The organism is Curtobacterium poinsettiae (assembly GCF_025677645.1).
Taxonomy (GTDB): Bacteria; Actinomycetota; Actinomycetes; order Actinomycetales; family Microbacteriaceae; genus Curtobacterium; species Curtobacterium poinsettiae_A.
The window spans coordinates 2,878,976-2,902,673 of the sequence record NZ_CP106879.1 but is presented as its reverse complement, the minus strand read 5'-3'; the positions used below and the strand labels follow the sequence as shown (position 1 = coordinate 2,902,673).

The window sequence follows — 23,698 nt, the reverse complement described above, 5'->3', positions numbered from 1 at the left end:
CGGTTCAGAGCCGGCCGGTGGCCTTCGCACGGATGTAGGCGTCCGCGACGAGCGGCGGGACGTCCGCCGGTGCGCCGCGCACGACCTCGGCGCCGGAGCGCCGTGCGACGTCGGCCGCACCGTCCGCGTCCAGCAGGGTGCGCTCGGCGGCCGCGCGTCGGTAGACGTCGCGCTCCGCGCCGGTGGGGAGGCCCGGCACCCGTCCGCCGCGCGCGGTGCGGATCGCCGTGGTCGGGTCCACCCCGCCGCGCGCCATCCGCTGGACGGCCGGGTCCTCGATGCTCGTCACGACGACCGCGTGCCGCCGGGACAGCCGGGGGAGCACGGCGAGCAGGTCGCCCGAGGCACCGACGGAGTCGAGGCTCGAGGCGAGGACGACCATGGCGCGCGAGGTCGTGATCGAGTCGACGAGCGCGGGCACGGATGCCCAGTCGGTCGCGGCGAGCCCGGGTTCGGCCATCGCGAGGGCCTCGCCGAAGCGCTGCACGACGTCGGCGCGGGTGGCGCCGTGCACGCGGTCGTGTGCCGTGTCGTCGAGGACCACCAGGTCGACGCGGTCACCGGCGGCAGCCGCGAGGGCGCCGAGGAGCAGCGCCGACTCGATGAACGTGTCGAGTCGGGGCTCGTCGGTGACGCGGCCGGCACCCGCCCGGCCCGCGTCGACCACGACGACGACGCGCCGGTCGCGTTCGGGTCGCCAGGTGCGGACGACGAGGTCCTGCCGCCGCGCGGTCGCGCGCCAGTCGATCGACCGCACGTCGTCGCCGCGCACGTAGTCGCGCAGTGAGTCGAACTCGGTGCCGTGCCCGCGGAGCTGCAGCGTGGTCTCGCCGTCGAGCTCACGAAGACGTGCCAACCGTGACGGCAGGTGCCGCCGGGAGCGGAACGGCGGCGTCACGACCAGTTCGCCCGGGGCCGCGACGACCCGCTGCCGTGCGGCGAGGCCCAGGGGACCGAAGGACCGCACGGCGACCCCGGTGGTGCGGCGGCGACCACGACGGAACGGCGTGAACCGCATCCGGGCGGTCCGACGTTCCCCGGCGGGGACCGTCATCCGGATCCGACGGGGACGGTGTCCGGCCGACGGCTCCCACATGTCCCGGACCACACCGCGGATCGTCCGGGCGCCGTCGTTGGCGAGCACGAGGGTGCCGTCCGCGGTGCTGTCGCGCCGAGCGAGCCGCGGCATCCGACGCTCGACGCGGACCCGTCGCAGGTCGGCGGCGAGCACGACGTCGAGCGCCGCGGCGAGCAGCACCACCCCGACCCACGCCAGACCGGCCCACCCACTGCCGAGCAGCACGGTGGGCACGAGGGCGACGGCGAGGAGCGCGACGAACCGGCCGGAGACCGCCACTAGATCGGCACCCGCACCTGCTCGAGCACCTGCTGGAGCACGCCGTCGGCGCCGACGCCCTCGAGCTCCGCGTCGGCGGCGACCCGCAGGCGGTGCCGCCAGACCGGCAGGGCCATGGCCTGCACGTGGTCCGGGGTGATCGCGTCGTAGCCGGTGAGCCACGCCCAGGCCTTGGCGGCCGCGAGCAGTGCCGTCGCACCGCGGGGGCTCACGCCGACGCGGACGGACGGTGCCTGCCGGGTGGCGCGGGCGAGGTCGACGATGTACGCGAGCACGTCGTCGCGGGCCCCGACACCGCGGACGGCACGCTGCGCACGGACCACCTCGTCGACGCCGACCACCGGGGTGATGCCGGCCGACCGGACGTCGCGCGGCACGAATCCGTCGGCGTGGCGTCGGAGCACCTGCCACTCGACGTCGCGCGGCGGGATGTCGAGGGTCAGCTTCATCAGGAAGCGGTCGAGCTGCGCCTCGGGCAGCGTGTACGTGCCCTCGAACTCGATCGGGTTCATCGTCGCGGCGACGAAGAAGGGGTCCGGCAGCGCCCGGGCGTCGCCGTCGACGCTCACCTGGCGTTCCTCCATCGCCTCGAGCAGGGCCGACTGGGTCTTCGGCGGCGTGCGGTTGACCTCGTCGGCGAGCAGGACGTTCGTGAAGACGGGACCCTCGCGGAACGGGAACGTGCCGGTCGAGGCGTCGTAGACGAGCGACCCGGTGACGTCGCCGGGCATCAGGTCCGGGGTGAATTGGATGCGCTTCGTGTCGAGCGTCATCGCGGCGGCGAGGCTGCGGACGAGCAGGGTCTTCGCGACACCGGGGACGCCCTCGAGCAGCACGTGCCCCTGTGCGAGGAGTCCGACGATCATGCCGGAGACCGCGCCCTCCTGGCCGACGACGGCCTTGGCGACCTCGGTGCGGACCCGGCCGAACGCGTCGCGCAGGTCGGAACCGTCCGAGGACGTGGGGTCGTGTTCCGGTGCGGTGTGTTCGGTGGTGGCAGGGGGCAGGTCGGTCACGGTCGTGCTCCTGGTCGGTCGGGGTCGGAGGTCGGTCGGTCGCCGGAGGTCGCCCGGCGGACGGCGCGTTCGAGGTCGTCGAGGGCGGCGGTGCCGTCGACGAGCGCACGGTCGTCGTCGGTGGTCCCGCCGACGAGCAGGGCTCCGACACGGGTGTGCGGGATGCCGGTGGCCTGGGCCGCGGTCCGGACGACCTCGTCGACGTGTGCCGAGCGGGGCAGACCGAGCATCCTGCCGATGCGGCGGACGGCGGCGACGCGCAGGGTGTCGAGGGCGTGGGTGCGGTCGCGGGTGCGGGCGTACATCCGGGCGCGCCCCTCGGTGGTCTCGGCAGCACGGACGACGACGGGCAACCGTTCGACGACGAGGGGGCCGAGCCGTCGGCCCCGCCAGACGCCGGCCGCCACGGCGACGAGGGCGAGCAGAGCGAGCGCGCTCGGGACCCACGGCGGGGCGAGCTCGCCGAGGGTCGGAGCGGCGTCGGGGGTGCCGACGGCCGGGTTGTACCAGACGAGCCGCTCGTCGGCGCCGAGCAGGCCGAGGGCGAGCGCGGCGTTCCCGGCGGTGGCGATCGTGTCGTTCCGGAACGCCGAGGTGGTGCCGAGCAGCGTGACGTCGCCGCCGGGCGTGGCGGTGCGCACGAGGCCCCAGACCCGGGAGCCGCCCTCGCCCGTCGGCGTGCACCGTTCGGCGGCGTCGTCGTGCACGGTGTACCCGGAGCCGGCGGTGGTGACCCGGGCTGCCGAGGCCGCCGCCGGGATCCCGCACGAGGCCGTCGAGACGGTGGCGTCACCGTCGACCTGGACCGCCGGGTCGACCCGGAGTCCGAGTGCCTCGAGTCCGGCGCCGCTCGTGCCCACGACCACGACGTGCCGGGCCGTGCGGGCGATGCGTTCCGCGACGGCCGGGTCGAGCGCACCGTCCGCGTCGTCGATGAACACCGTGCCGCCGTCGATGCCGCCGACGCCGTCGACGGTGTCGGTGACGGAGACCGCGGTGCCCCGTTGCTCGAGCACCCGGACCAGGGCGGCCGAACCACTGGCCGTCGTCGAGGTCGGGTCGAGTGCGCGCGGTGCGTCCGGGTCGGTGCCCTGCACGAGGGCGGTCAGGGCGGCGAGCAGGACGCCGACCAGGACGATGGCGACCCAGAACCCGACGCGGAACCGGCGTCCCTCGGCCGGAGCCGGAGCGTGAGCCCGCGCCGGCCCGGCGCTCGTCCGCGTGGCGTTGTCGGTCGTCATGCCGGCACCACCGGTCCGTCGGCCCGGGCGGGCCGGGCCTGCCGGACGGAGCGCTCGGTGTCGAGCACGCGGAGGGCAGCGGCCTCGTCGGCCTCGGCACCGAGGTACCGCACCGCGTCGAAGGCGGTCGCTGCCGCATCGAGCGCACCCGCCGACGCGGGGAACGGCACGGCGCCCCGTGCGGCGATCGTCCGCGCGGTGGCTCCGGGCACGTCGGGCACCAGGTCGCGTTCGCCGAGCCCTCTGGCGATCGCGCGGAACCCGTCGAGCACCGCTGCCGACCAGTCGGCGCGACGGACGGCGGCCTGGGCCGCTTCGAGGAGTTCCCGGGCGGAGCGCAGGTCGTCGGCGTCGAACACCCCGCCGGTGTCGCCGTCACCGGCCCGGGCGCGTCGGCGGGGAAGCCCGCGGGCGACGACGACGAGCACGACGACGGCGACGAGCACCACGATCGCGATCACGAGCGCGGTGCGTGCCGCAGCGGGCGAGTCGAGGCCGTCGGCACGGAGCGACCCGAGCCAGTCGAGGAAGGAGCGCGAGGCACGGTCCCACCACGTCGGCCGGGCACCGTCGTAGGCGGCGCGGTCGAGTTCGCGCTCGAGCAGGCGACGCGCCTCGTCCGGGTCGACCGCCGTCACGCTGAGCCGTCCGGCGGCGCCTGGCCCGGACCCTGCTGCCACGGCTGCTGCTGCTGACCGGGCTGCCACGGCTGCTGCTGCGCCTGCCACTGCTGCGCCTGCCACTGCTGACCGCCCCACTGCTGCTGCGGCGGCCACGGCGGGCGCGCGACGGGCGCGGACGGCGCGAACGGGTCGGCCGGCTGCCCGGAGTCCAGGTGCGACGCGATCCGCTGGTCGAGGGCCTCGGTGCGGATCCGCCGGTCGACGGCGAGGAACGTGGTGATCGACGCGCTCAGCACGTCGGTGATGCACTGCACCGCGATCGCGAGCAGGCTGCCGACGACGATGGCGATGCCCGCACCGGTGCCGACTCCCGACGTGCCTCCCGTCTGGCCGAGGGGGTCGAAGGTGCCCCCGATGAGCACGACGCCGATGGTGAGCGGGATCGACGCGATGGACGCCGCGAACCCGAACACGAGCCGCACGAGCAGCAGGATGCCGAAGGTCCGCCAGAAGGCCCCGCGTGTCAGACGCCACGACTGTGCGGCTGCGGCGAAGACCGGCCGGCCCTCGAGCGCGATGGTCGGGACGGTGAGCACGAAGCGCGTGGCGAGCCACACGACGACGACACCGATGCCGAGCACGAACAGCACGAGCGCCAGCACGAACCACCCGGTGCCGGAGTCGGCGGCACCCATGGCCGCGAACACCCCGAAGAACACGAGTCCGGCCAGGATCGCGAGGACCACGCCGGCCCCGATCTGCACGAGCATCCACGCGACGACGGACCACCGGCGGCCGGCGAGCAGCGCCCACAGCCCCCGGAACGTGGCGCGACGGCCGAGCACCCGCTGCCCGGTGTCCGCGGCGACCGGCGCCACCAGGAACCCGCGACCGAGGTAGGCGAGGAACGGCAGCACGACCGAGAGCAGTGCCGTGAGCGTCAGGGTGCCCGCGACCACCGAGTCGGCACCGCTGCCGCCGTCGAGCGCCGAGAACATCCGCGACTGCAGCGCCTGCTGGCCGAACGTGCTGGCCAACGTCGAGAGCAGACCGAGCACACCGCTCAACAGCACACTCCACAGCAGCAGGACGCGGGCGTTCCGGCGGAAGACCGTGAAGGCGCCGGCCAGGATGTCCCCGAGGCCGAGCGGGCGCAGCGGGATCACCGGACGCGAGCCGCCGGACGGGCCGCCCGGTCGCCCCGGACCCGGCCCCGGGGCGGGCTGCGGCGGCACGGAGAAGCGGGGCGGGCCTCCAGGCAGGGGTCCTGGTCCCTGCGCCGGTCCGGACGCCGGCGGCGTCGGCGCACCCTGCTGCCCACCGCCCGGTGTGTGCCAATCGGACATGACTCCAGCCCCCTCGTCGTGTCGGACCGTGCCAGCGATGCACGGTCCACCCCCATCCTGGCGGAAAACCCGGCGCGGCGGGGCCTCGGCTATCGTGTGGGGACACGTGCCGACCACGGCACCCGCACGCCACCCGGAGTCCAGATCACATGACACCGCGCATCCTCGTCGTCGACGACGACCAGGCCCTCTCCGAGATGATCGGCATCGTGCTCCGCTCCGAGGGGTACGAACCCGAGTTCAGCGCCGACGGCAACGACGCCGTCGACGCGTTCCACGCCACCAAGCCGGACCTCGTCCTGCTCGACGTCATGCTGCCCGGCATCGACGGCATCGAGGTGTGCAAGCGCATCCGCGCCGAGAGCGGCACGCCCATCATCATGCTCACCGCGAAGAGCGACACCGCCGACGTCGTCCTCGGGCTCGAGAACGGTGCCGACGACTACGTCGTGAAGCCCTTCAACCCGAAGGAGCTCGTCGCCCGCATCCGGACCCGTCTGCGACCGAGCGCGTCCGACGCGACCGTCCTGCACGTCGGCGACGTCACGGTCGACGTCGCCGGGCACGAGGTGCGCCGCGGCGACACCGTGATCGCGCTCACGCCGCTCGAGTTCGACCTGCTCCGGGCGCTCGCCGAGAAGCCGAACCAGGTGTTCACCCGCGAGATGCTGCTCGAGCAGGTCTGGGGCTACCACTACAAGGCGGACACACGCCTGGTGAACGTGCACGTGCAGCGGCTCCGCGCGAAGATCGAGCACGACCCGGACAACCCGAAGACCGTCACCACGGTCCGCGGCGTCGGGTACCGCGCCGGAGGAGCCTGAGCACCGTGCCGCCCTCGACGCGCCCGTCGGGCTCGGCACGCTCCGGGCGGGTCGGTGGGGCCGGCGGCGCCGGCAGCACCACCGTCTCGATCGGTGTCGTCGACCGCAGCCGTCGCCGGATGCGACGCTGGCTCCGACGCGCCTGGCGTCCGATCGCCTACCTGTGGCGGCGCTCGCTCATGTTCCGCTCGGTCGCCATCACCGTGATGACGACGGGACTCGCGGTGGCGATCATCGGCACCGCGGTCATGGTGAGCATCTCGACGAACGTCTACTCGCAGCGCCGCGACCAGATCGAGTCGGAGTCGGCCCGGGCCACCATCGTCGCCCAGGGGATCTTCGACGCGGCGACCGCGGCCGAGGACAACAACCAGTCCGAGCTCGAGACCCTGCAGAACGAGGCGCAGCAGGCGATCCTGTCGAACACGACGAGTCCGGGTGGCACGAGCATCGCCATCGAGCGGAGCCCGGACCAGTCCACCCCGCAGACGCTCCAGACGATCGCCAGCCAGGACTTCCCGGACGCGGTCATCACGGATGCCCTGCGCAAGGAGGTCGGGCAGAACACCGGTCGGCTCAGCCTGCAGCCCGTCGAGCTCGACGACGACGGGCGCCGGGTGCCGGGCCTCGCCGTCGGGTCCACGCTGCAGATCCCGAGCGCCGGCCAGTACGAGCTCTACCTGGTCTACGACCTGTCCGACGCGCAGCAGACCCTGGACTTCGTCTCCCAGACGCTCTCCATCGGCGGTGTGGCCCTGATGGTGCTCATCGCCCTGGTCACGTCGCTCGTCGTCCGGCTCGTCGTCGTGCCGATCCGTGGTGCCGCCGAGACGAGCCGGAAGATCGCCGCGGGGCGCCTCGACGAGCGCATCCCGGTGCGCGGCCAGGACGACCTGGCGACCCTGGCACGGAGCTTCAACGGGATGGCCGAGGCGGTCAGCCGCCAGATCACCCAGCTGGCCGAGCTCTCCCGCGTGCAGCAGCGCTTCGTGTCCGACGTCTCGCACGAGCTGCGCACGCCGCTCACCACCATCCGCCTCGCCGGCGACATGCTCTACGACTCCCGGCACGCGTTCGAACCGTCGGTCGGCCGGTCCGCCGAGCTCCTGCACGCCCAGGTGGAGCGGTTCGAGCTGCTCCTCGCCGACCTGCTCGAGATCTCCCGCTACGACGCGCAAGCGGTGCAGCTCGACACCGAACCGTCGGTGCCGGCGGCGCTCGCCGCGGACATCGTCGAGGAGTTCCGCCCGCTGGCCGAGCGTGCCGGCATCGACCTGCAGCTCGCGACCCCCGGCGGACACACCACGATGCGGCTCGACGCCAAGCGGGTCCGCCGGATCCTGCGCAACCTCGTGGGCAACGCCATCGAGCACGGTGACGCGAAGCCGGTGCAGGTCGTCGTCGACAGCGACGCACGAACCGTCGCCATCGCCGTCCGCGACCAGGGCGTCGGCATGCCGCCGGAGGACGCCGCACGGGTGTTCGACCGGTTCTGGCGGGCCGACCCGAGCCGGAAGCGCACCATCGGCGGCACCGGCCTCGGTCTGGCCATCAGCCTCGGCGACGCGAAGCTCCACGGCGGGCGCATCGACGTGTGGTCCCGACCGGGCGAGGGCTCGACGTTCGTGCTCACCCTGCCCCGCAACGAGCAGGGCACCACCGCCACCTCGGCCATCCCGCTGCCCGAGCTCGACGAGTCGTACGACGGCCCCCGCGCCGTGCGAGAGGAGTCCTGATGCGCCACCGGATCCGCCACGTCCTCGCCGTCGCGCTCGCCGCGGTCAGCTTGCTCGCGGTCACCGCCTGCGCGGCCATCCCGACCGACGGTGCCGTCCGCACCGGGCAGACGATCAAGGACGAGTCACTCTCGGGCGTCGACTTCCGGCCGGACAAGCCGATCACCGGGTCCGACCAGACGGCGATCCTCCGCGGGTTCATCGCCGCCGCCACCGGCGCCCAGGACAACTACGCCATCGCCCGGCAGTTCCTGGCCGCCGACTTCGCCCAGCAGTGGAACCCACGGCAGGGCGTCACGATCCGCGACGGCAGCGGCACCGTCGAACGCGCCGACGACCGCGAACTCACCTACACGATGACGGCCAGCGCCACGGTCGACTCCGAAGGGGAGTACACCCAGGCCGTCCGCCCGACCTCGTCGACGCTGACGTTCCAGTTCGTCCGCGAGGACGGCGAGTGGCGCATCGCCTACGCCCCGGACGGCATCATCCTGTCGCCGGTCAGCTTCGAGTCGGTGTTCCAACCGCACGCGCTGTACTTCTACGACCCCACCTACAGGTTCCTGGTGCCCGACCAGCGCTGGTTCCTCGCCCGGTCCTCCACGAGCACGCGCATCGCGAGCGCCCTGCTCGCCGGCCCCACCGACTGGCTGAAGGGCGCCGTCGTCTCGTCGTTCCCGGAGGGCACTCAGCTGTCCCTCAACGCGGTGACGATCGACAGCGGCACGGCCCTCGTCGACCTGTCGCGCGACGCCCTGGGCGCGAGCACCGTCGACAGGGTCCGGATGCGCGAACAGCTCAGCAAGTCGCTTGCCTCGGTCGCCACCATCTCGTCGGTCTCGATGACGATCGAGGGCGCGACGCTGTCGGTGCCGGACTCCGGGGGAGCGGACGCCCAGCAGAACCCCGACGTCGATCCCCGACCCCTGGTCGACGAGGACGGCGTCGTCGGCTACGCCGCCTCGGGAACCGGCAAGGTCGCCGAACTCGGCAGCGGCGTCGGCGCCGCGATCGCCGGCCTCGACCCGACGTCGATCGCCCTGTCGGCGTCCGGCACCACCGCCGCCGTCGGCAACCGGGACGGCGTCATCGTCGTGCGCGGCAAGGACCGCCTGCGCGTCGATGCCCGCGACGGCCTCATCGCCCCCGCCGTCGACGACCTCGGCTTCGTCTGGGTGGGACAGCAGTCCGACACCCGCCGCATCACCGCGTACGGGCTCGGCGGCGACCCCCACCAGGTGCGCACCACCCTGCCGCGCGGCGACCTCGTGTCGTTCGAGGTGTCCCGCGACTCCACCAGGGCCCTCGCACTCATCGAGACCTCGGACGGCCCCGGCCTGTACGTGATGGCGATCATCCGGGGGTCCGACCGGTCACCGACCTCGTTCGGCGCCCCGGTCCGGGTGCAGGCGGCCAGCGGCACCGCGGTCGACGCCGCATGGGTGAACGACACCGACGTCGCCTCGGTCGGGCAGACCCCCACCGGTCCGAACATCGTGCGCACGACGATCGGCGGCAAGTCGAGCACCCTGCCGAAGCCCGACGGGCGCGCCACCGCCATCAGCGGCGGCGGCGGCGGCGCGCTGTTGCTCCGGATGTCGGACGGCAACGTCCTGCAGTCCACCGGGGGTGGCTGGGACACGACGGGCGTCACCGCCGACGTGCTCGGCGTCCAGCGCTGACGCGACGGTCCTCCACACCCCAGCCGGCCTGGAGGCCCGTCCACCGTCCGGCACCACGGCCCACCACCACCGTCCGGTCACCACCACAGTCGTGGGCATGCCCCCTGACGACGACTCCACCCCGTGGCGTGATGCCCTGCTCGCCGTGCTCGGGCTCTTCCTGCCCGTCACCTGCCTGGGCTGCGGCCGCCAGGACCGCGCGCTCTGCCCACCGTGCCGGGCGGCGCTCGCAGCACGGCCCCGGCGGGTCCGGCTGGTCGCCGGTGTCCGGCTCGACGCGGCCTTCGAGTACGAGGGGCTGGTCCGCACCCTGGTCCTCGAGCTCAAGCTCCGGGGGCGGGTCGACGTCGCCCGTCCGCTCGGCGTCCGCTTCGGTGCACTCGTCCGTGCGGCGCTCGCCGCGGCCCCGGACGGCACCGTGGTGCTCCGGGTGCCGCCGTCCCGGGCGGGTGCCCGACGACGTGGGTTCGACCCGGTCGTGCTGCTGCTCGCCCGTGGTGGTGTCCGGCACACGGGGCGTCTCGTCCGCACCGCGGCCGGACGACGGCGATCCGGACCGGGACAGAAGGAGCGGTCGGCGGTGGAACGCGTCGCGGCGACCGTCGGGACCCTGCACGCGACCGGCGTCGACGGCCGCGATGTCGTGCTCGTCGACGACGTCGTCACGACGGGCGTCACGATGGCCGAGGGCGTCCGCGCGGTGCGGGCCGCCGGTGGCCGGGTGGTGCGCTGCGTCGCCGTGGCGACCGTCGACGCCTGACGCCTGGTGAACACCCGGTGGCCGCTGTGTGTCCGGTGAGTGTCCGACGGACTCGCCGCCTCCCCGTGACGCCGACGGTGCGCCGGGTCTAGCCTCGCGACAAGGCGTTCGGGTCGCCGGACGGAGGCGACGCGCCGACACTGGATGGGAGCCGCCACATGGACGTGACGATCACGGGCCGGAACGTCGGGGTCACCGACCGTTTCCGCACCTACGTCGAACAGAAGTCCGAGAAGATCGACGTGCTCGCCGACCGCGCCCTCGCCTTCGAGGTGCGCATCAGCCGCCACAACGAGAAGTCGAGCGGCAGCCAGGGCGAGGACCGCGTGGAGCTCACGCTGATCGGACCGGGGCCGCTCGTGCGGGCCGAGTCCGCGGCGTCGGACAAGTACGCCGCCTTCGACCTCGCCTTCGCGCGGATCATGGAACGCCTCCGTCGGGCGCGTGACCGCCGCAAGGTGCACCACGGTCGGCACCGCCCCACCTCGGTCGCCGAGGCCGCCGGCAGCGGCTTCGACGGCATGGGTGTCGTCCCGGCCGACGGCAAGCTCATCGAGGACGTCGCGACCGGTGCCGTCCCGGTCGTCGACCAGGAGGCCGCCGAGGACGAGAACGAGGTCTACAGCCCGGTCGTCATCCGCCACAAGGTCTTCGAGGCCGCCCCGATGACGGTCGACGACGCCCTGTACCACATGGAGCTCGTCGGGCACGACTTCTACCTGTTCCTCGACGCCGAGACCCGTCGTCCGAGTGTCGTGTACCGACGCAAGGGCTGGGACTACGGGGTGATCGGCATCGACGAGGTGCCCGCCGGCCAGGCGTCGGCCGACGTGGACGCCGACGCGGAGCGTGCAGCCGCGATCGCCTGACCCCGACGCGGAACCTGCGTTCCGCACCGTGTGCGCGGCCCGTTCGCGGGCCGCGCACACCCGTGTCCGCCACAGCCGCGCCGCTCACAGCGCCGTGCGTTCGCGGGTTGCTAGCATGACTGGTCGATCGGGCGCGCAGGTCGCGCGCGACGACCTCGTAAGGAGTTCACGTGGCAAACGTGCTGGAGAAGGTCCTCCGCATCGGCGAAGGACGAACCCTCCGTCGGCTGAAGGCGTACGCCTCGGCCATCAACGACCTCGAGGACGACTTCTCGAGCCTCACCGACGAGGAACTCCACGACGAGACCAAGGAGCTGCGCGAGCGGTACGCCAACGGCGAGACCCTCGACGACCTCCTGCCCGAGGCGTTCGCCGCTGTTCGAGAAGCCGCGAAGCGGACCCTCGGCATGCGGCACTTCGACGTGCAGCTCATGGGCGGCGCGGCCCTGCACCTCGGCAACATCGCCGAGATGAAGACCGGTGAGGGCAAGACCCTCGTCGCGACGACCGCCGCGTACCTCAACGCGATCCCGTCGCGCGGGGTGCACGTCATCACGGTCAACGACTACCTGGCGTCGTACCAGTCCGAGATCATGGGCCGCGTCTTCCGCGCGCTCGGCATGACCACCGGCTGCATCATCGCGAACCAGACCCCGGCCGAGCGCCGCGAGCAGTACGCCGCCGACATCACGTACGGCACGAACAACGAGTTCGGCTTCGACTACCTGCGCGACAACATGGCGTGGCAGGCGTCCGACATGGTGCAGCGCGGTCACTTCTTCGCCGTCGTGGACGAGGTCGACTCGATCCTCATCGACGAGGCCCGCACGCCGCTCATCATCTCCGGTCCGTCCTCGGGCGAGGCCAACCGCTGGTTCACCGAGTTCGCCTCGATCGCCAAGCGCCTCACCCCGGGCGAGGACTACGAGGTCGACGAGAAGAAGCGCACCGTCGGCGTCCTCGAGCCCGGCATCGAGAAGGTCGAGGACTACCTCGGCATCGAGAACCTCTACGAGTCGGCGAACACCCCGCTCATCTCGTTCCTGAACAACTCCATCAAGGCCGTCGCCCTGTTCAAGAAGGACAAGGACTACGTCGTGATGAACGGCGAGGTGCTCATCGTCGACGAGCACACCGGCCGCATCCTGATGGGCCGCCGCTACAACGAGGGCATCCACCAGGCGATCGAGGCGAAGGAGGGCGTCGAGGTCAAGGCCGAGAACCAGACCCTCGCCACCGTCACGCTGCAGAACTACTTCCGCCTGTACCAGAAGCTCTCCGGCATGACCGGTACCGCCGAGACCGAGGCGGCCGAGTTCATGTCGACCTACAAGCTCGGCGTCGTGCCCATCCCGACGAACAAGCCGATGCAGCGCATCGACCAGACCGACCTCGTCTACAAGAACGAGAAGGCGAAGTTCGAGCAGGTCGCCGAGGACATCGCGGAGCGCCACGAGAAGGGCCAGCCCGTCCTCGTCGGCACCACGAGCGTCGAGAAGTCCGAGTACCTGTCGAAGCTCCTCGCCAAGCAGGGCGTGAAGCACGAGGTCCTCAACGCGAAGAACCACGCACGCGAAGCCGCGATCGTCGCCCAGGCCGGTCGCTTCGGCGCCGTGACCGTCGCGACGAACATGGCCGGTCGTGGTACCGACATCATGCTCGGCGGCAACGCGGAGTTCCTCGCCGTGCAGGAGATGCACGCCAAGGGTCTGTCGCCGACCGAGACCCCCGACGAGTACGAGGCCGAGTGGGACGACGTGTTCGCCCGCGTCAAGGCCGAGGTCGAGGAAGAGGGCGACAAGGTCCGCGCCGTCGGCGGCCTGTACGTGCTCGGCACCGAGCGCCACGAGTCGCGGCGCATCGACAACCAGCTGCGTGGCCGGTCCGGCCGCCAGGGTGACCCGGGCGAGAGCCGCTTCTACCTGTCGCTGACCGACGACCTGATGCGCTTGTTCAACTCCGGTGCCGCCGAGAGCCTGATGGGCCGCTCGAACGTCCCGGACGACCTGGCGATCGAGAACAAGCTCGTCGGCCGCGCGATCCGGTCCGCCCAGGCGCAGGTCGAGGGCCGCAACGCCGAGATCCGCAAGAACGTCCTGAAGTACGACGACGTCCTGAACCGCCAGCGGGAGGCGATCTACAGCGACCGCCGCCACATCCTCGAGGGCGACGACCTGCACGACCGCGCGCAGTCGTTCCTCAAGGCCGTCATCGACGACGTGATCGACAGCCACACCGGCGAAGGCTCCCCGGACGACTGGGACCTCGACGCCATGTGGACCGAGCTCGGCACGCTCTACCCGATCTCGATCTCCATCGACGAGGTCATCACCGAGGCCGGCTCGAAGGGCAAGGCGTCGCGTGACTTCCTGGCCCGCGAGATCCTCTCCGACGCCAAGCTGGCCTACCAGCAGCGTGAGGAGCTCCTCGGCGACGAGGCGATGCGTGAACTCGAGCGTCGCGTGGTGCTCTCGGTGATCGACCGCCGCTGGCGCGACCACCTGTACGAGATGGACTACCTGAAGGACGGCATCGGCCTCCGCGCGATGGCGCAGCGTGACCCGCTGGTCGAGTACCAGCGCGAGGGCTACGCCCTGTTCCAGACGATGATGGGGCAGATCCGCGAGGAGTCCGTGGGCTACCTCTTCAACCTCGAGGTCCAGGTGCAGTCCGACGGCGAGAACGCGGTGATCGAGGCCAAGGGTCTCGGCGAGGACGAGGTCTCCGGCCTGGAGTACTCGGCACCGTCGATCGACGGCGAGGTCGAGGTCCGCGACGAGAAGGGTCGCCTCGAGCAGGCGGCGACCGCCCGCGCGCAGCGCGCCCAGGCCGAGGCCGAAGCGGCCGCCGAGCCGGAGCAGGGCTCCGCGTTCGGCAACGCGGCCACGGCCTCCGGTCAGGCCGCGGCGAGCAACCGCGCCGAGCGTCGTCAGGCCGCCAAGAAGAACTAGCGTCCACACAGGACGGACAGGAGGCACGGTGCCAGCTGGCACCGTGCCTCCCGTCTGCCCGCCACCCGGCTACAGGACCCCGATCGCGGTCGCCTGCCACCGTCCGTGTCGCTCTTCGAGCCGCATGGCGACCGCCCGAGCGTGACTGCGCGCGTGCACGACCACCGTCGCCTCGGCGACGCCTGCCGCGGGGCGGCAGACGAGCACGCTGCCGACCCGGAGCACCGGGCGCCCGCGTGCCCGCCGACCGGAGCCCCTGGCGTGCGCTGCCACCGCGGCCCGCTGCTGCAGGTGCCGCTGCACGTCGTCGCTGATCCACCGGGCGATGCTGTCGACCTCCCGCGCGCCGGTGAGCACCTCGGCGACGCAGAGCCCGAGCGCCCGCGCCGTCGTCGCCGGGTCCGGGAGGCCGGTCGCCACGGCAGGCTCCGGTGCCGGTTCGACGATGCGCAGCGGCGGTGGGTGCGCCGTCGTCGTCTCGTGATCGATGCGGCGTGCCTGCTCTGCCACCCCTGCCCCTTCCGTCGTTGGAGCGAGCGTATGGGGCGTGTGACATACAAAATACATACCGGTCTGCCCTGTGGACAGGGCGACGTTCTCCACAAGGCGCCGGACCTAGACTGGCTGGGTGTCGACCCTCAGTGACCTCGTCCTCGCGCAAGGCCGTTCCTCGGAAGCAGACGTGGAGTGGCTCCACCTGCTCGTGGGGGACTGGCAGCTCCTCGCCGACCTGTCCTTCGCCGACATGGTGCTCTGGGTCCCGACCGCCGAGGACGGCTCGTTCGTGGCCGTCGCGCACGCCCGACCGAGCTCCGCGGCGACGCTGTTCTACCGCGACATCGTCGGGCAGGAGATCCGCGAGGAGTGGCGCGGCCAGGTGACCGAGAGCTTCGCCGGGTCACGGGTCGTCGACTCCGCCGAGCCGGACTGGTACGAGGACACCCCGACCCGCGTCCGCGCGATCCCGGTGCTCCGCCGCCTGAGCGCGAAGAGCGCCGAGACCACCGAGCGACCGATCGCCGTCGTCACCCGGCACTCCAACCAGGACGAGATGCGGACCCCGAGCCGCCAGGAGCTCAACTTCACCGCGAGCGCGAACGACCTGTTCGGCATGATCGCCACCGGTGACTTCCCGGACCTCGGGGCACCGGCCGGTCCCCGTCGTGGTGCGCCCCGTGCCAGCGACGGTCTGCTGCGCCTCGACACCGCCGGCATCGTCACGTTCGCGAGCCCGAACGGCCTGAGCGCGTTCAACCGGATGGGCTTCGAGGGGGAACTCGAGCGGAAGTCCCTCGCCGAGGTCACCACCGAGCTCATCGGCGCCCAGCTCGACGTCGACGAGTCCCTGCCGCTCGTCGTCACCGGCCGTGCACCGTGGCGGGCCGACATCGAGTCGAAGGGCGTCACGGTGTCGCTCCGCTCGATCCCGCTCCGCGACCACGGTGAGCGCATCGGCGCCATCGTGCTCTGCCGCGACGTGTCCGAGCTGCGGCACCAGGAGCGCGAGCTCATCACCAAGGACGCCACGATCCGCGAGATCCACCACCGGGTGAAGAACAACCTGCAGACGGTGGCGTCCCTGCTGCGGATCCAGGCGCGTCGCACGCACTCGGACGAAGCGCGGACCTCCCTGCAGAACGCCATGCGTCGCGTCGCCGCCATCGCCGTCGTGCACGACACGCTGTCGAGCGGCCTCAGCCAGACGGTGGACTTCGACGAGGTGTTCGACTCGGTGCTCAAGCTCGTGACCGAGGTCGCCGCGTCGCACAACACCACCGTGCACCCGAAGAAGACCGGCGAGTTCGGCGTGCTGCCCTCCGAGGCTGCGACACCACTTGCCCTCGGGCTCACCGAGCTCGTGACGAACGCCGTCGAGCACGGGCTGGACGGCCGTGACGGCGAGGTCGAGATCGTCGCCCGCCGCTTCGACGACCACCTGGAGATCGAGGTCCGCGACAACGGGGTGGGGCTCCCCGAGGGCAAGGTCGGCTCGGGGCTCGGTACGCAGATCGTCCGCACGCTCATCCAGGGTGAGCTCGGCGGCACCATCGACTGGCACACCCTGACGGGCAGCGGCACCGAGGTGACGATCACCATCCCGTTCCGCTGGTTGACCGCCCCCGCTTGACGCCCGGTTCGAGTCCGCAAAACACCGGTGTTCACCGGTCGAACACCCGCGTTCCGGTGTTCGACGCGTGAACACCGGTGTTTTGCAGAAGCCGCTCCGCGCGCACGACGACGCCCGCCGCCCCCGGAGGGACGACGGGCGTCGTGGTGTCGGGCGACCGGGGTCAGGACGCGCGGCGAGCGCGGGCGGCGCGACGCTTCAGCGCACGACGCTCGTCCTCGCTGAGACCACCCCAGACACCCGAGTCCTGGTTGTTCTCGAGTGCGTACTGCAGGCACATCTCGGTGACCGTGCAACGCGCACAGACCGACTTGGCCTTCTCGATCTGGTCGACGGCGGGCCCGGTGTTCCCGACGGGGAAGAAGAGCTCGGGGTCTGCGGTGAGGCAGGCAGCCTTGTCACGCCAGTCCATGTGTGGTGCTCCTTGATGTCGATGCTCGAACGGCAGGCCGGGGCCGTGGCTCGGGGGATCGGACCGCTGACCATGCATGCGGCATGGAGGGGACAACTGTGGGGAGGAGTCCGCAGGAAGCGTGTCTGACGCCCGCGAGACGCTCGGGGGAGGAGCGATGAACCACGGGAGACGCACACCACATCGTGCCGTCCAAACGACCTCCAATATCGTTCCATACTGGTAGGGCCAAATCAAGGGTTCCGATGCTGGAGGATCACTGTGCACGACGACACCCCGAACGACACCGATCCCTCCGCACCAGTCGCGCGCCGGTCGCCGGCGATGCTGGGGCTGCTCGCGGTGGTCGGCCTCGAGTTCCTCGCGCTGGTGGTCGTGACCGTCGTCCTGGTCGTCGAACTGCTCGTCGCCCCGGCCACGAGCATTGCCTCCGGCATCGCCCTCACCGTCCTCGTCGCCATCGCTGCGCTCTGGCTCGGTGCGCTGCTGAACGGCCTGTGGCAGGGCCGGTCGTGGGTGCGCTCCGGGATCATCGTCTGGCAGGTCCTGCAGGGCGCCATCGCGATCGGCGCGTTCCAGGGCGTCTTCCGGGTCGCCGCGGTCGGCTGGGTGCTGCTCGTCCCGGCCCTGCTCGGCATCACGCTGGTGCTGTCGCGGTCGGTGACGGCCGCGCTCGCGCGTCCGGCCGAGTAGCGCGCGCCCCGCACGGGGCGACGCGCCAGCGGCGCGCGGCGCCAGCGCCGGCCGAGCCTGCGAGGGCGGTCTGCAGACAGCGCATTGGAGGCCCGGTGCCGGTTCCGAGAACTGGCACCGGGCCTCCGGTGCGTGGCCGGTCCTCAGACCAGGCCGAGCTTCTTCCGCAGGCTCGCGACGTGCCCGGTGGCCTTGACGTTGTAGAGCGGCAGCTGGACCGCGCCGTCCTCGTCGACCACGATCGTGGACCGGATCGTGCCGGTGACGATCTTGCCGTAGTTGTTCTTCTCGCCCCAGGCCGCGTACGCCTTGTGCACGGCGAGATCGGGGTCGCTCAGCAGCGGGAAGGTCAGCGCCTGCTCGTGCTGGAATGTCTTGAGCTTCGCCTGCTCGTCCTTCGAGACGCCGAGGACCTCGTAGCCGGCTGCCTGCAGCGAGGACATGTTGTCGCGGAAGTCGCAGGCCTCGGTGGTGCAGCCCGGGGTCGACGCCGCCGGGTAGAAGTACACGATGACCTTCTTGCCGCGCAGGGCAGCCAGGGAGTGCCGGGCGCCGTCCTGGTCGGGCAGCGTGAAGTCGGGGGCGGTGTCGCCGGGGACGAGACGGTCGGTCATGGTGCTCCTGTTCGCGTCGTGCGCCGACGAGTGGTCGTGGGCGCGCGAAACCCATGCTATTGTTGATTCCCGTTGCGGCACGGAAGCCGGAACATGCACCTCTAGCTCAATTGGCAGAGCAACTGACTCTTAATCAGTGGGTTCTCGGTTCAAGTCCGAGGGGGTGCACCGCAGAACGAACGCCCCGGCTCATCGAGTCGGGGCGTTCGTGCGTTCCGGGCAGGTTCTCACGCCGAAGCGGTGACACGCCCGAGGTGTGCAGGAACCGCGGATTCAGTCGGCGGGGACGTCGACGATCCGCTCCTCGCCGATGACGGGTTCGAGCGAACCGGCTGACGCGGCGGCGAGGTCGGCGGTCAGGGTTCCGAGCGCCTCGCGGGGGACCCACACCTCGAAGGTCGCCGCCCGACCGTACTCGGTCGGACCGAGCGTCGCGTGGTGGTGCCGGACCCAGTCGCGCAGCACGTTGTCGAGCCGCCCGGCGTCGGCGTGGTCGACGTCGAAGCGCACCTGCGTCAGGGCCTCGCGACGCACGAGGACCGCCGTGTCGAGTGCCTCGGACACCGAGGTCGAGTAGGCCCGGACCAGTCCGCCGGCACCGAGCTTCACCCCGCCGAAGTACCGCGTGACGACTGCGACGACGTCGGTCAGACCGCGGCGTCGCAGGACCTCGAGCATCGGCACACCCGCTGTGCCGGAGGGCTCCCCGTCGTCCGACGAACGCGCCTGGTCGCCGAGCACGCCGGTGACCATCGCCGTGCAGTTGTGCCGGGCGTCCCAGTACCGCCGGCGGACCTCGGCGATCACGCGGTCGGCGTCCTCGACCCCGGACACCGGTGCGACGGTGGTGATGAACCGGGACTTCGTGATGACGAGCTCGTGCTCGACCGGCGCCGCGACGGTGGCGGGGAAGCGGCGGGGCATGCCCACGAGGGTAGCGGCGCGCGTGCCGAGCGCCCGCGCTAACATGGCGTCCACGCGCCGGACCCACAGGTCGCGCGGACACGGCTGGGGAGGAGTCCGAGATGGACACGGGTGATCTGAAGGGCGGGGCGCTCGACGCCGCCGAGCTCGCGCGCCGCCTCAACCTGCTCCTCGACTTCGAGGAGTCCCAGCGTGGCGCTCCGGTGCCGTTCTCCTCCATCGAGGAGTACGTCGCGGCCCACGGTGGGTCGCTGTCGCGGGCGAAGTGGACCTACATGCTCTCCGGCGACGGCCGCCGCAACCGCGACACCGAGCTCCTGCGCCTGCTGGCCGGGTACTTCGAGGTCGACGAACGCTTCCTGCTCGAGGACAGCGAGGTACCGGAACGGATCGGTGCCCAGCTCGCCCTCGTCCGGTCCCTGCGGTCCGCGCGCGTGAGCGGCTTCGCGGCCCGGACCTTCCCCGGCGAACTCTCACCCGACGCGTTGCGGCGCATCGCCGAGGTGCTCGAGGAGGAATCACAGCGGGGGAGCGTCGCATGACCGATGCCCTCGTGGAGGCGTTCTGGGCTCGTGGTGCCGCCGAGGGGTGGTCGGACGTCGACCAGGCCGTCGCCGCCGCGGCTGACGTCGTCGGCAAGCCGATCGTGGTGCGCGAGGAGTCGTTCCTGGCTGCCGAGCCCGTGTGCGGCTTCGTGGCCACCCTCGAGCACGCGCACCTCGTGATGATCTCGCCGACCTCCTCACCGACCTTCCGGTCGTTCGTCATCGGCCACGAGCTCGGGCACGTCCTGCACCGGCACCAGGAGCACGCGCCGCAGAGCGCCTACATCCGCGACGTCATCCCCGACCTGCCCGAGTACAAGGTGGAGCGGGCACTCGCCCGGGGGATGTTCTCGAACACCTACGAGCACGAGGCCGAGGTCTTCGCGGACCGCCTGGCCACCGTGATCCGTCGGCACCGCGGCCGCCCGAGCGCCTTCCGCGGGGTCTTCGGGTGATCATCGCCGTCGTCCAGGCGGTGCTGCTCATCGTCGGGACGATCGTGCTGTTGGTCCTGCAGCGAGGGCAGGACCGCACCCTGGCGTTCACGTTCCTGCTGTTCGCCGCCACCATCGTGACGAACGTCGACCCGCTGTACCGGTGGCTCGACCCGCTGCTGGGCGGGCACAACGTCGTGACCCTCATCAGCGACTGCCTCATGGTGGCCGGGACGAGCACGCTGCTGTGGGGCGTGGCGAAGGCGGTCGGCGCGGCGCGGCCGTGGCTCCGGAACGCGGTCGTGGTGTCCTTCGCCGCGGTCGTCGTGGTGGTCGTCGTCGCGTTCACGGTGCTCGACAAGCCCGCGACCACGACGACGTTCATGCTCGACGCCGGCTCGCACCCGGCGGCGACGGTCTACGCGATCGCGCAGACCGTCTACCTCGGAGTCGCCCTCGGTGCGACGGGGTTCATCTGCGTGCTCCACCTGCGCGAGGCCCGGACGACCACCGACCTGGTGGGACTGTGGGTGCTGGTCCTCGGTGGGGTGCTCGGGGTCGTCCGCATGGTCGTGGTCGTCGTGATGGACGTCGCGCACGTCACCGGCGACCTGGACGTCACGCACGCGCTCTCGCTGCCCTACGACGTCACCACGCCGGGAGCCGTGCTGTGCGTGGCGTCCGGCATGCTCCTGCTCGTCGTCGGGCACCGGATCTCCCGCCGACGTCGGGCACGCCGCGTCGACGATGCACTGCGCCTCCTCGCGCCGCTGCACGACCGTGTCGGCGTGGACAACGCCTACCCGCCCACCGACGACCCCGCGACCCGGCTCAGCCGCCGCATCGTCGAGATCAACGACGGCGTCCGGGGTGCACGGGCGTCCCTGACCGACGCCGAGCGTGCCACCCTCGCCGACGCCGAAGCCGCGCTCGAGACCGCGTAGTCCCTCGACGCTGTCGAGCAGGCCGTGTACAGTCTGTAGCAAGTGCTACAGATCCTGTGGCCTGCCGGGTCGGGACTCGGCCGCGTTGGGGGCGGCCGAGCACCACCCGCCCGGCGTCGCCGTACCGGCATCGTCGCCGCGGACGTTCACTAGGATCGTCCCGTGCTCGTCTTCGCCGCAGTCGTCCTGTTCATCGGCGCCGTCTTCAACGTCGTCACCTGGCCGCGCTTCTTCCAGCGTGTCGCGAAGGACTCCCGTGCCCGCGACGCCGCCGGCAAGCCGACGACGTTCTACACGGTGCACCTCGTGCTCCTGCTCATCGCGCTCGCCATCGCCGTCGCCTCCGTGATCGCAGGGATCCTGCTGCTGGTCTGAGCCCGCCGAGGCGGCGCGGCCCTGGTCCGGACCACCGTCGGACGGGAGGCCCGTGGCGGCGCCGCCACGGACCTCCCGTCCGCCCCGCCGCACTCGCCGGCCGCTTCAGGCCTGCTTCAGCGGGGCACGGCAGGATCGACCCCATGCGTGTGCTGGTGGTCGACGACGAGGTCCGGCTCGCCGACGGCGTGCGCCGCGGCCTCGAGGCCGAGGGGTGGGCGGTCGACGTCGCGAACGACGGCGTCGACGGGCTGTGGCACGCGCGGGAGTTCCGCTACGACGCGATCGTGCTCGACCTGATGATGCCCGGCCTGAGCGGCTGGGCCGTGTGCGCGCAGCTCCGTGCGGACGGCGACTGGACCCCCGTGCTCATGCTGACCGCCAAGGACGGCGAGTGGGACCAGGTCGAGGCGCTCGACGCGGGCGCCGACGACTACGTCACCAAGCCGTTCTCGCACCCGGTGCTCGTCGCACGGCTGCGGGCGCTCGTCCGACGGGGTGCCCGTGAGCGCCCCACCGTGCTGACGCTGGGCGACCTGGTGGTCGATCCCGCAGCCCGCACCGTGGCTCGCGGCGAGACCCCGGTCGAGCTGACCAGCCGCGAGTTCGCCGTGCTCGAGTACCTCGCACGGCACCCGGGTCAGGTCCGGTCGAAGCGCGAGGTCATCGAGAACGTCTGGGACGTCGACTTCGAGGGGGATCCGAACATCGTCGAGGTGTACGTCGGGCACCTCCGCCGGAAGCTCGACCGGCCGTTCGGGCGCGCCGCGATCGAGACGGTCCGTGGCGCCGGGTACCGCTTGGCGGCGGACGGTGGCTGAGCGGCCGGCCCCCCGTGTGAGCGGGGCCACACCGAACCGGCCTCGTCGCCCCCGGTCGGTCCGGGCACGCACCACCCTCGGCGCCGGGGTCGTCGTCCTCGCGGCGCTGGTCATCGGTGCCGTCGCGTTCGTCCTCGTGCTGCGGCTCGTGCTGCTCGACGGCGTGCGCACCTCGGCCGAGGCCGGTCTCGAGCAGGTGTCCTCCCGAGTCGAAGCGGACGGTGCGGCCGCAGTGACCGGCTACGAGGACGTCCTGGTGCAGGTGATCGGCGACGGCGGGGCGGTCCTGGCGCATGGCGAGGACGCCGATGGGGCCGCCCTGCCGACCGCCGACGAGTCCCGGTGGACCCACGACGGCGAACGCTGGCTGCTCGTCGCGGACGACGTGGACCTGCCCGGCGGCGGCGAGGCGACGCTCGTCTACGGCGCCACGCTCGACCAGGCCGACACCGCGGTCCGCACCGCCGTCGCACTCCTCGCCGTGGGGGTACCCGTGCTGGTGCTCCTGCTGGTCGCGGTCACCTGGGCCGTCACAGGACGCTCGCTGCGGCCCGTGGAGCGGATGCGCACCGAGGTCGAGACGATCCGGGCGGCCCGTCCGGACGCCCGGGTCGAGGTGCCCGACACCGGCGACGAGGTCGCCCGGCTCGCGAGCACCATGAACGCCATGCTGGACCGACTCGAACGGTCCGCCGAGAGCCAGCGGCGCTTCGTGTCCGACGCCTCCCACGAACTCCGGTCGCCGATCGCGTCGATCCGGCAGCACGCCGAGGTCGCCGTCGCGCACCCGGAGCGGACCGAGGTGGCCGACCTCGCCGACGTCGTCCGGTCCGAGGCGGTGCGCCTGCAGGACCTGGTCACCGGGCTGCTCGAGCTCTCCCGCCTCGACGAGGGCGGGATCCGCACGCGGCGCTCCGTCGACCTCGACGACCTGGCGTTGGACGCGGTGGCCCGCGCGCGAGCACGGTCGACGGCCGGTGACGCGCCCGCGCGGCACGGCGACGCTCCGGCGGTCCGGGTGGACGGCTCGGCGATCTCGGCAGCGCGGGTTCTCGGCGACGAGCGCGTGCTGGCAGGGGTGGTCCGGAACCTCGTCGACAACGCCGTCCGGCACGCGAGCACACGCGTCGCCGTGTCGCTCACCGAGCACGACGGGTCCGCGGTGCTCACGGTCGACGACGACGGCACCGGCGTCCCCGAGGACGAGCGCGAGCGCGTCTTCGAGCGGTTCGTCCGTCTCGACGAGGCCCGCAGCCGGGACGCCGGTGGCGCGGGGCTCGGCCTCGCCATCGTCCGCGACGCCGTGCGGGCGCACGGCGGCGACACGACCGTGGTCACGTCCCCGCTCGGCGGCGCGCGGTTCGTCGTCCGCATCGCACTCGGCGGCTGAACAGGTGGCTTCA

23 protein-coding genes and 1 tRNA gene are annotated in these 23,698 nt (G+C 72.2%); 15 read left to right on the top strand and 9 right to left on the bottom strand.

Annotated features, from left to right (window positions below):
• Positions 1 to 4: 4 nt before the first annotated feature.
• The 5 genes from OE229_RS13815 to OE229_RS13795 are packed head-to-tail and all read right to left on the bottom strand — an operon-like array spanning position 5 to position 5,583.
• A complete protein-coding gene (locus OE229_RS13815; RefSeq protein ID WP_182065946.1) occupies positions 5 to 1,357 on the bottom strand; it encodes a DUF58 domain-containing protein in 1,353 nt (450 codons plus the stop codon).
• Positions 1,357 to 2,364: an AAA family ATPase gene (locus OE229_RS13810; RefSeq protein WP_371830606.1), complete on the bottom strand. Its 1,008-nt coding sequence runs from the start codon at positions 2,362 to 2,364 to the stop codon at positions 1,357 to 1,359. Before OE229_RS13810 ends, OE229_RS13815 begins: the two co-directional genes overlap by 1 nt.
• Before the next feature lie 5 nt (positions 2,365 to 2,369).
• Positions 2,370 to 3,614 (bottom strand): DUF4350 domain-containing protein, encoded by a 1,245-nt coding sequence (locus tag OE229_RS13805; RefSeq protein ID WP_262138507.1) that lies wholly within the window; start codon positions 3,612 to 3,614, stop codon positions 2,370 to 2,372.
• Positions 3,611 to 4,252, bottom strand: a complete 642-nt coding sequence (locus OE229_RS13800) for a DUF4129 domain-containing protein (RefSeq protein WP_262138506.1) — start codon at positions 4,250 to 4,252, stop codon at positions 3,611 to 3,613. The genes OE229_RS13805 and OE229_RS13800 overlap by 4 nt, the downstream gene beginning before the upstream one ends.
• Positions 4,249 to 5,583 carry a glycerophosphoryl diester phosphodiesterase membrane domain-containing protein gene (locus OE229_RS13795; RefSeq protein ID WP_262138504.1) on the bottom strand — a complete coding sequence of 445 codons (1,335 nt, stop codon included), beginning with the start codon at positions 5,581 to 5,583 and terminating at the stop codon, positions 4,249 to 4,251. The genes OE229_RS13800 and OE229_RS13795 overlap by 4 nt, the downstream gene beginning before the upstream one ends.
• Positions 5,584 to 5,732: 149 nt before the next feature.
• Between OE229_RS13795 and mtrA the strand changes: the two genes are divergently transcribed.
• The 6 genes from mtrA to secA all read left to right on the top strand — a co-directional run bounded on the left by mtrA (position 5,733) and on the right by secA (position 14,405).
• On the top strand, positions 5,733 to 6,407 hold the full coding sequence (mtrA, locus tag OE229_RS13790; protein ID WP_017888813.1) for an MtrAB system response regulator MtrA: 675 nt from the start codon (positions 5,733 to 5,735) through the stop codon (positions 6,405 to 6,407).
• A gap of 5 nt (positions 6,408 to 6,412) precedes the next feature.
• Positions 6,413 to 8,143, top strand: a complete 1,731-nt coding sequence (mtrB, locus tag OE229_RS13785; protein WP_262138502.1) for an MtrAB system histidine kinase MtrB — start codon at positions 6,413 to 6,415, stop codon at positions 8,141 to 8,143.
• Complete coding sequence (locus OE229_RS13780) at positions 8,143 to 9,825, top strand: GerMN domain-containing protein (protein WP_263344592.1); 1,683 nt, start codon at positions 8,143 to 8,145, stop codon at positions 9,823 to 9,825. The genes mtrB and OE229_RS13780 overlap by 1 nt, the downstream gene beginning before the upstream one ends.
• A 97-nt stretch (positions 9,826 to 9,922) precedes the next feature.
• A complete protein-coding gene (locus OE229_RS13775) occupies positions 9,923 to 10,585 on the top strand; it encodes a ComF family protein (RefSeq protein ID WP_182065941.1) in 663 nt (220 codons plus the stop codon).
• Positions 10,586 to 10,743: 158 nt separating this feature from the next.
• Positions 10,744 to 11,454 carry a ribosome hibernation-promoting factor, HPF/YfiA family gene (gene hpf, locus OE229_RS13770; RefSeq protein ID WP_262138496.1) on the top strand — a complete coding sequence of 237 codons (711 nt, stop codon included), beginning with the start codon at positions 10,744 to 10,746 and terminating at the stop codon, positions 11,452 to 11,454.
• A 170-nt stretch (positions 11,455 to 11,624) separates the two neighbouring features.
• A complete protein-coding gene (gene secA, locus OE229_RS13765; protein ID WP_111024364.1) occupies positions 11,625 to 14,405 on the top strand; it encodes a preprotein translocase subunit SecA in 2,781 nt (926 codons plus the stop codon).
• 69 nt (positions 14,406 to 14,474) lie between these two features.
• On the opposite strand, the gene OE229_RS13760 is transcribed toward secA, so the two are convergent.
• Positions 14,475 to 14,915, bottom strand: a complete 441-nt coding sequence (locus OE229_RS13760) for an Rv3235 family protein (RefSeq protein ID WP_182065938.1) — start codon at positions 14,913 to 14,915, stop codon at positions 14,475 to 14,477.
• Positions 14,916 to 15,033: 118 nt separating this feature from the next.
• Between OE229_RS13760 and OE229_RS13755 the strand changes: the two genes are divergently transcribed.
• The gene (locus OE229_RS13755; protein ID WP_027466510.1) at positions 15,034 to 16,533 is read left to right on the top strand and encodes a sensor histidine kinase; all 1,500 of its coding nucleotides are present in this window, start codon (positions 15,034 to 15,036) and stop codon (positions 16,531 to 16,533) included.
• 163 nt (positions 16,534 to 16,696) lie between these two features.
• On the opposite strand, the gene OE229_RS13750 is transcribed toward OE229_RS13755, so the two are convergent.
• A complete protein-coding gene (locus OE229_RS13750; protein WP_017888820.1) occupies positions 16,697 to 16,945 on the bottom strand; it encodes a WhiB family transcriptional regulator in 249 nt (82 codons plus the stop codon).
• A 261-nt stretch (positions 16,946 to 17,206) separates the two neighbouring features.
• Here OE229_RS13750 and OE229_RS13745 point away from each other — a divergent pair, with 261 nt between their 5' ends.
• Positions 17,207 to 17,638: a hypothetical protein gene (locus tag OE229_RS13745; RefSeq protein WP_259579290.1), complete on the top strand. Its 432-nt coding sequence runs from the start codon at positions 17,207 to 17,209 to the stop codon at positions 17,636 to 17,638.
• Positions 17,639 to 17,781: 143 nt separating this feature from the next.
• Here OE229_RS13745 and bcp read toward each other — a convergent pair whose 3' ends face one another.
• Positions 17,782 to 18,252, bottom strand: a complete 471-nt coding sequence (gene bcp / locus OE229_RS13740; protein ID WP_262138492.1) for a thioredoxin-dependent thiol peroxidase — start codon at positions 18,250 to 18,252, stop codon at positions 17,782 to 17,784.
• Positions 18,253 to 18,347: 95 nt separating this feature from the next.
• On the opposite strand from bcp, the gene OE229_RS13735 reads away from it, so the two are divergent.
• Positions 18,348 to 18,420 (top strand) — tRNA-Lys (locus OE229_RS13735).
• Between the two features lie 105 nt (positions 18,421 to 18,525).
• On the opposite strand, the gene OE229_RS13730 is transcribed toward OE229_RS13735, so the two are convergent.
• On the bottom strand, positions 18,526 to 19,176 hold the full coding sequence (locus tag OE229_RS13730; RefSeq protein ID WP_410007316.1) for a YigZ family protein: 651 nt from the start codon (positions 19,174 to 19,176) through the stop codon (positions 18,526 to 18,528).
• A 101-nt stretch (positions 19,177 to 19,277) separates the two neighbouring features.
• Here OE229_RS13730 and OE229_RS13725 point away from each other — a divergent pair, with 101 nt between their 5' ends.
• From OE229_RS13725 to OE229_RS13700, 6 genes are all read left to right on the top strand, one after another.
• The gene (locus OE229_RS13725; RefSeq protein WP_051596928.1) at positions 19,278 to 19,718 is read left to right on the top strand and encodes a hypothetical protein; all 441 of its coding nucleotides are present in this window, start codon (positions 19,278 to 19,280) and stop codon (positions 19,716 to 19,718) included.
• On the top strand, positions 19,715 to 20,176 hold the full coding sequence (locus tag OE229_RS13720) for an ImmA/IrrE family metallo-endopeptidase (RefSeq protein WP_209135182.1): 462 nt from the start codon (positions 19,715 to 19,717) through the stop codon (positions 20,174 to 20,176). Before OE229_RS13725 ends, OE229_RS13720 begins: the two co-directional genes overlap by 4 nt.
• The gene (locus tag OE229_RS13715; protein ID WP_262138488.1) at positions 20,173 to 21,099 is read left to right on the top strand and encodes a hypothetical protein; all 927 of its coding nucleotides are present in this window, start codon (positions 20,173 to 20,175) and stop codon (positions 21,097 to 21,099) included. Before OE229_RS13720 ends, OE229_RS13715 begins: the two co-directional genes overlap by 4 nt.
• Before the next feature lie 162 nt (positions 21,100 to 21,261).
• The gene (locus tag OE229_RS13710; protein ID WP_027466517.1) at positions 21,262 to 21,474 is read left to right on the top strand and encodes an SCO4848 family membrane protein; all 213 of its coding nucleotides are present in this window, start codon (positions 21,262 to 21,264) and stop codon (positions 21,472 to 21,474) included.
• A gap of 143 nt (positions 21,475 to 21,617) precedes the next feature.
• Positions 21,618 to 22,295: a response regulator transcription factor gene (locus OE229_RS13705; RefSeq protein ID WP_262138487.1), complete on the top strand. Its 678-nt coding sequence runs from the start codon at positions 21,618 to 21,620 to the stop codon at positions 22,293 to 22,295.
• 16 nt (positions 22,296 to 22,311) lie between these two features.
• Positions 22,312 to 23,685 carry a sensor histidine kinase gene (locus OE229_RS13700; protein WP_262138486.1) on the top strand — a complete coding sequence of 458 codons (1,374 nt, stop codon included), beginning with the start codon at positions 22,312 to 22,314 and terminating at the stop codon, positions 23,683 to 23,685.
• The last annotated feature ends 13 nt before the right edge of the window (positions 23,686 to 23,698 follow it).

What these genes read in the sequence shown, in the direction of transcription:
- OE229_RS13805 (WP_262138507.1), bottom strand. Translation starts at nt 3,614, where the DNA reads ATGACGACCGACAACGCCACGCGGACGAGCGCCGGGCCGGCGCGGGCT.
- OE229_RS13795 (WP_262138504.1), bottom strand. Translation starts at nt 5,583, where the DNA reads ATGTCCGATTGGCACACACCGGGCGGTGGGCAGCAGGGTGCGCCGACG.
- mtrA (WP_017888813.1), top strand. Translation starts at nt 5,733, where the DNA reads ATGACACCGCGCATCCTCGTCGTCGACGACGACCAGGCCCTCTCCGAG.
- OE229_RS13780 (WP_263344592.1), top strand. Translation starts at nt 8,143, where the DNA reads ATGCGCCACCGGATCCGCCACGTCCTCGCCGTCGCGCTCGCCGCGGTC.
- OE229_RS13775 (WP_182065941.1), top strand. Translation starts at nt 9,923, where the DNA reads ATGCCCCCTGACGACGACTCCACCCCGTGGCGTGATGCCCTGCTCGCC.
- hpf (WP_262138496.1), top strand. Translation starts at nt 10,744, where the DNA reads ATGGACGTGACGATCACGGGCCGGAACGTCGGGGTCACCGACCGTTTC.
- OE229_RS13750 (WP_017888820.1), bottom strand. Translation starts at nt 16,945, where the DNA reads ATGGACTGGCGTGACAAGGCTGCCTGCCTCACCGCAGACCCCGAGCTC.
- bcp (WP_262138492.1), bottom strand. Translation starts at nt 18,252, where the DNA reads ATGACCGACCGTCTCGTCCCCGGCGACACCGCCCCCGACTTCACGCTG.
- OE229_RS13730 (WP_410007316.1), bottom strand. Translation starts at nt 19,176, where the DNA reads ATGCCCCGCCGCTTCCCCGCCACCGTCGCGGCGCCGGTCGAGCACGAG.
- OE229_RS13725 (WP_051596928.1), top strand. Translation starts at nt 19,278, where the DNA reads ATGGACACGGGTGATCTGAAGGGCGGGGCGCTCGACGCCGCCGAGCTC.
- OE229_RS13720 (WP_209135182.1), top strand. Translation starts at nt 19,715, where the DNA reads ATGACCGATGCCCTCGTGGAGGCGTTCTGGGCTCGTGGTGCCGCCGAG.
- OE229_RS13705 (WP_262138487.1), top strand. Translation starts at nt 21,618, where the DNA reads ATGCGTGTGCTGGTGGTCGACGACGAGGTCCGGCTCGCCGACGGCGTG.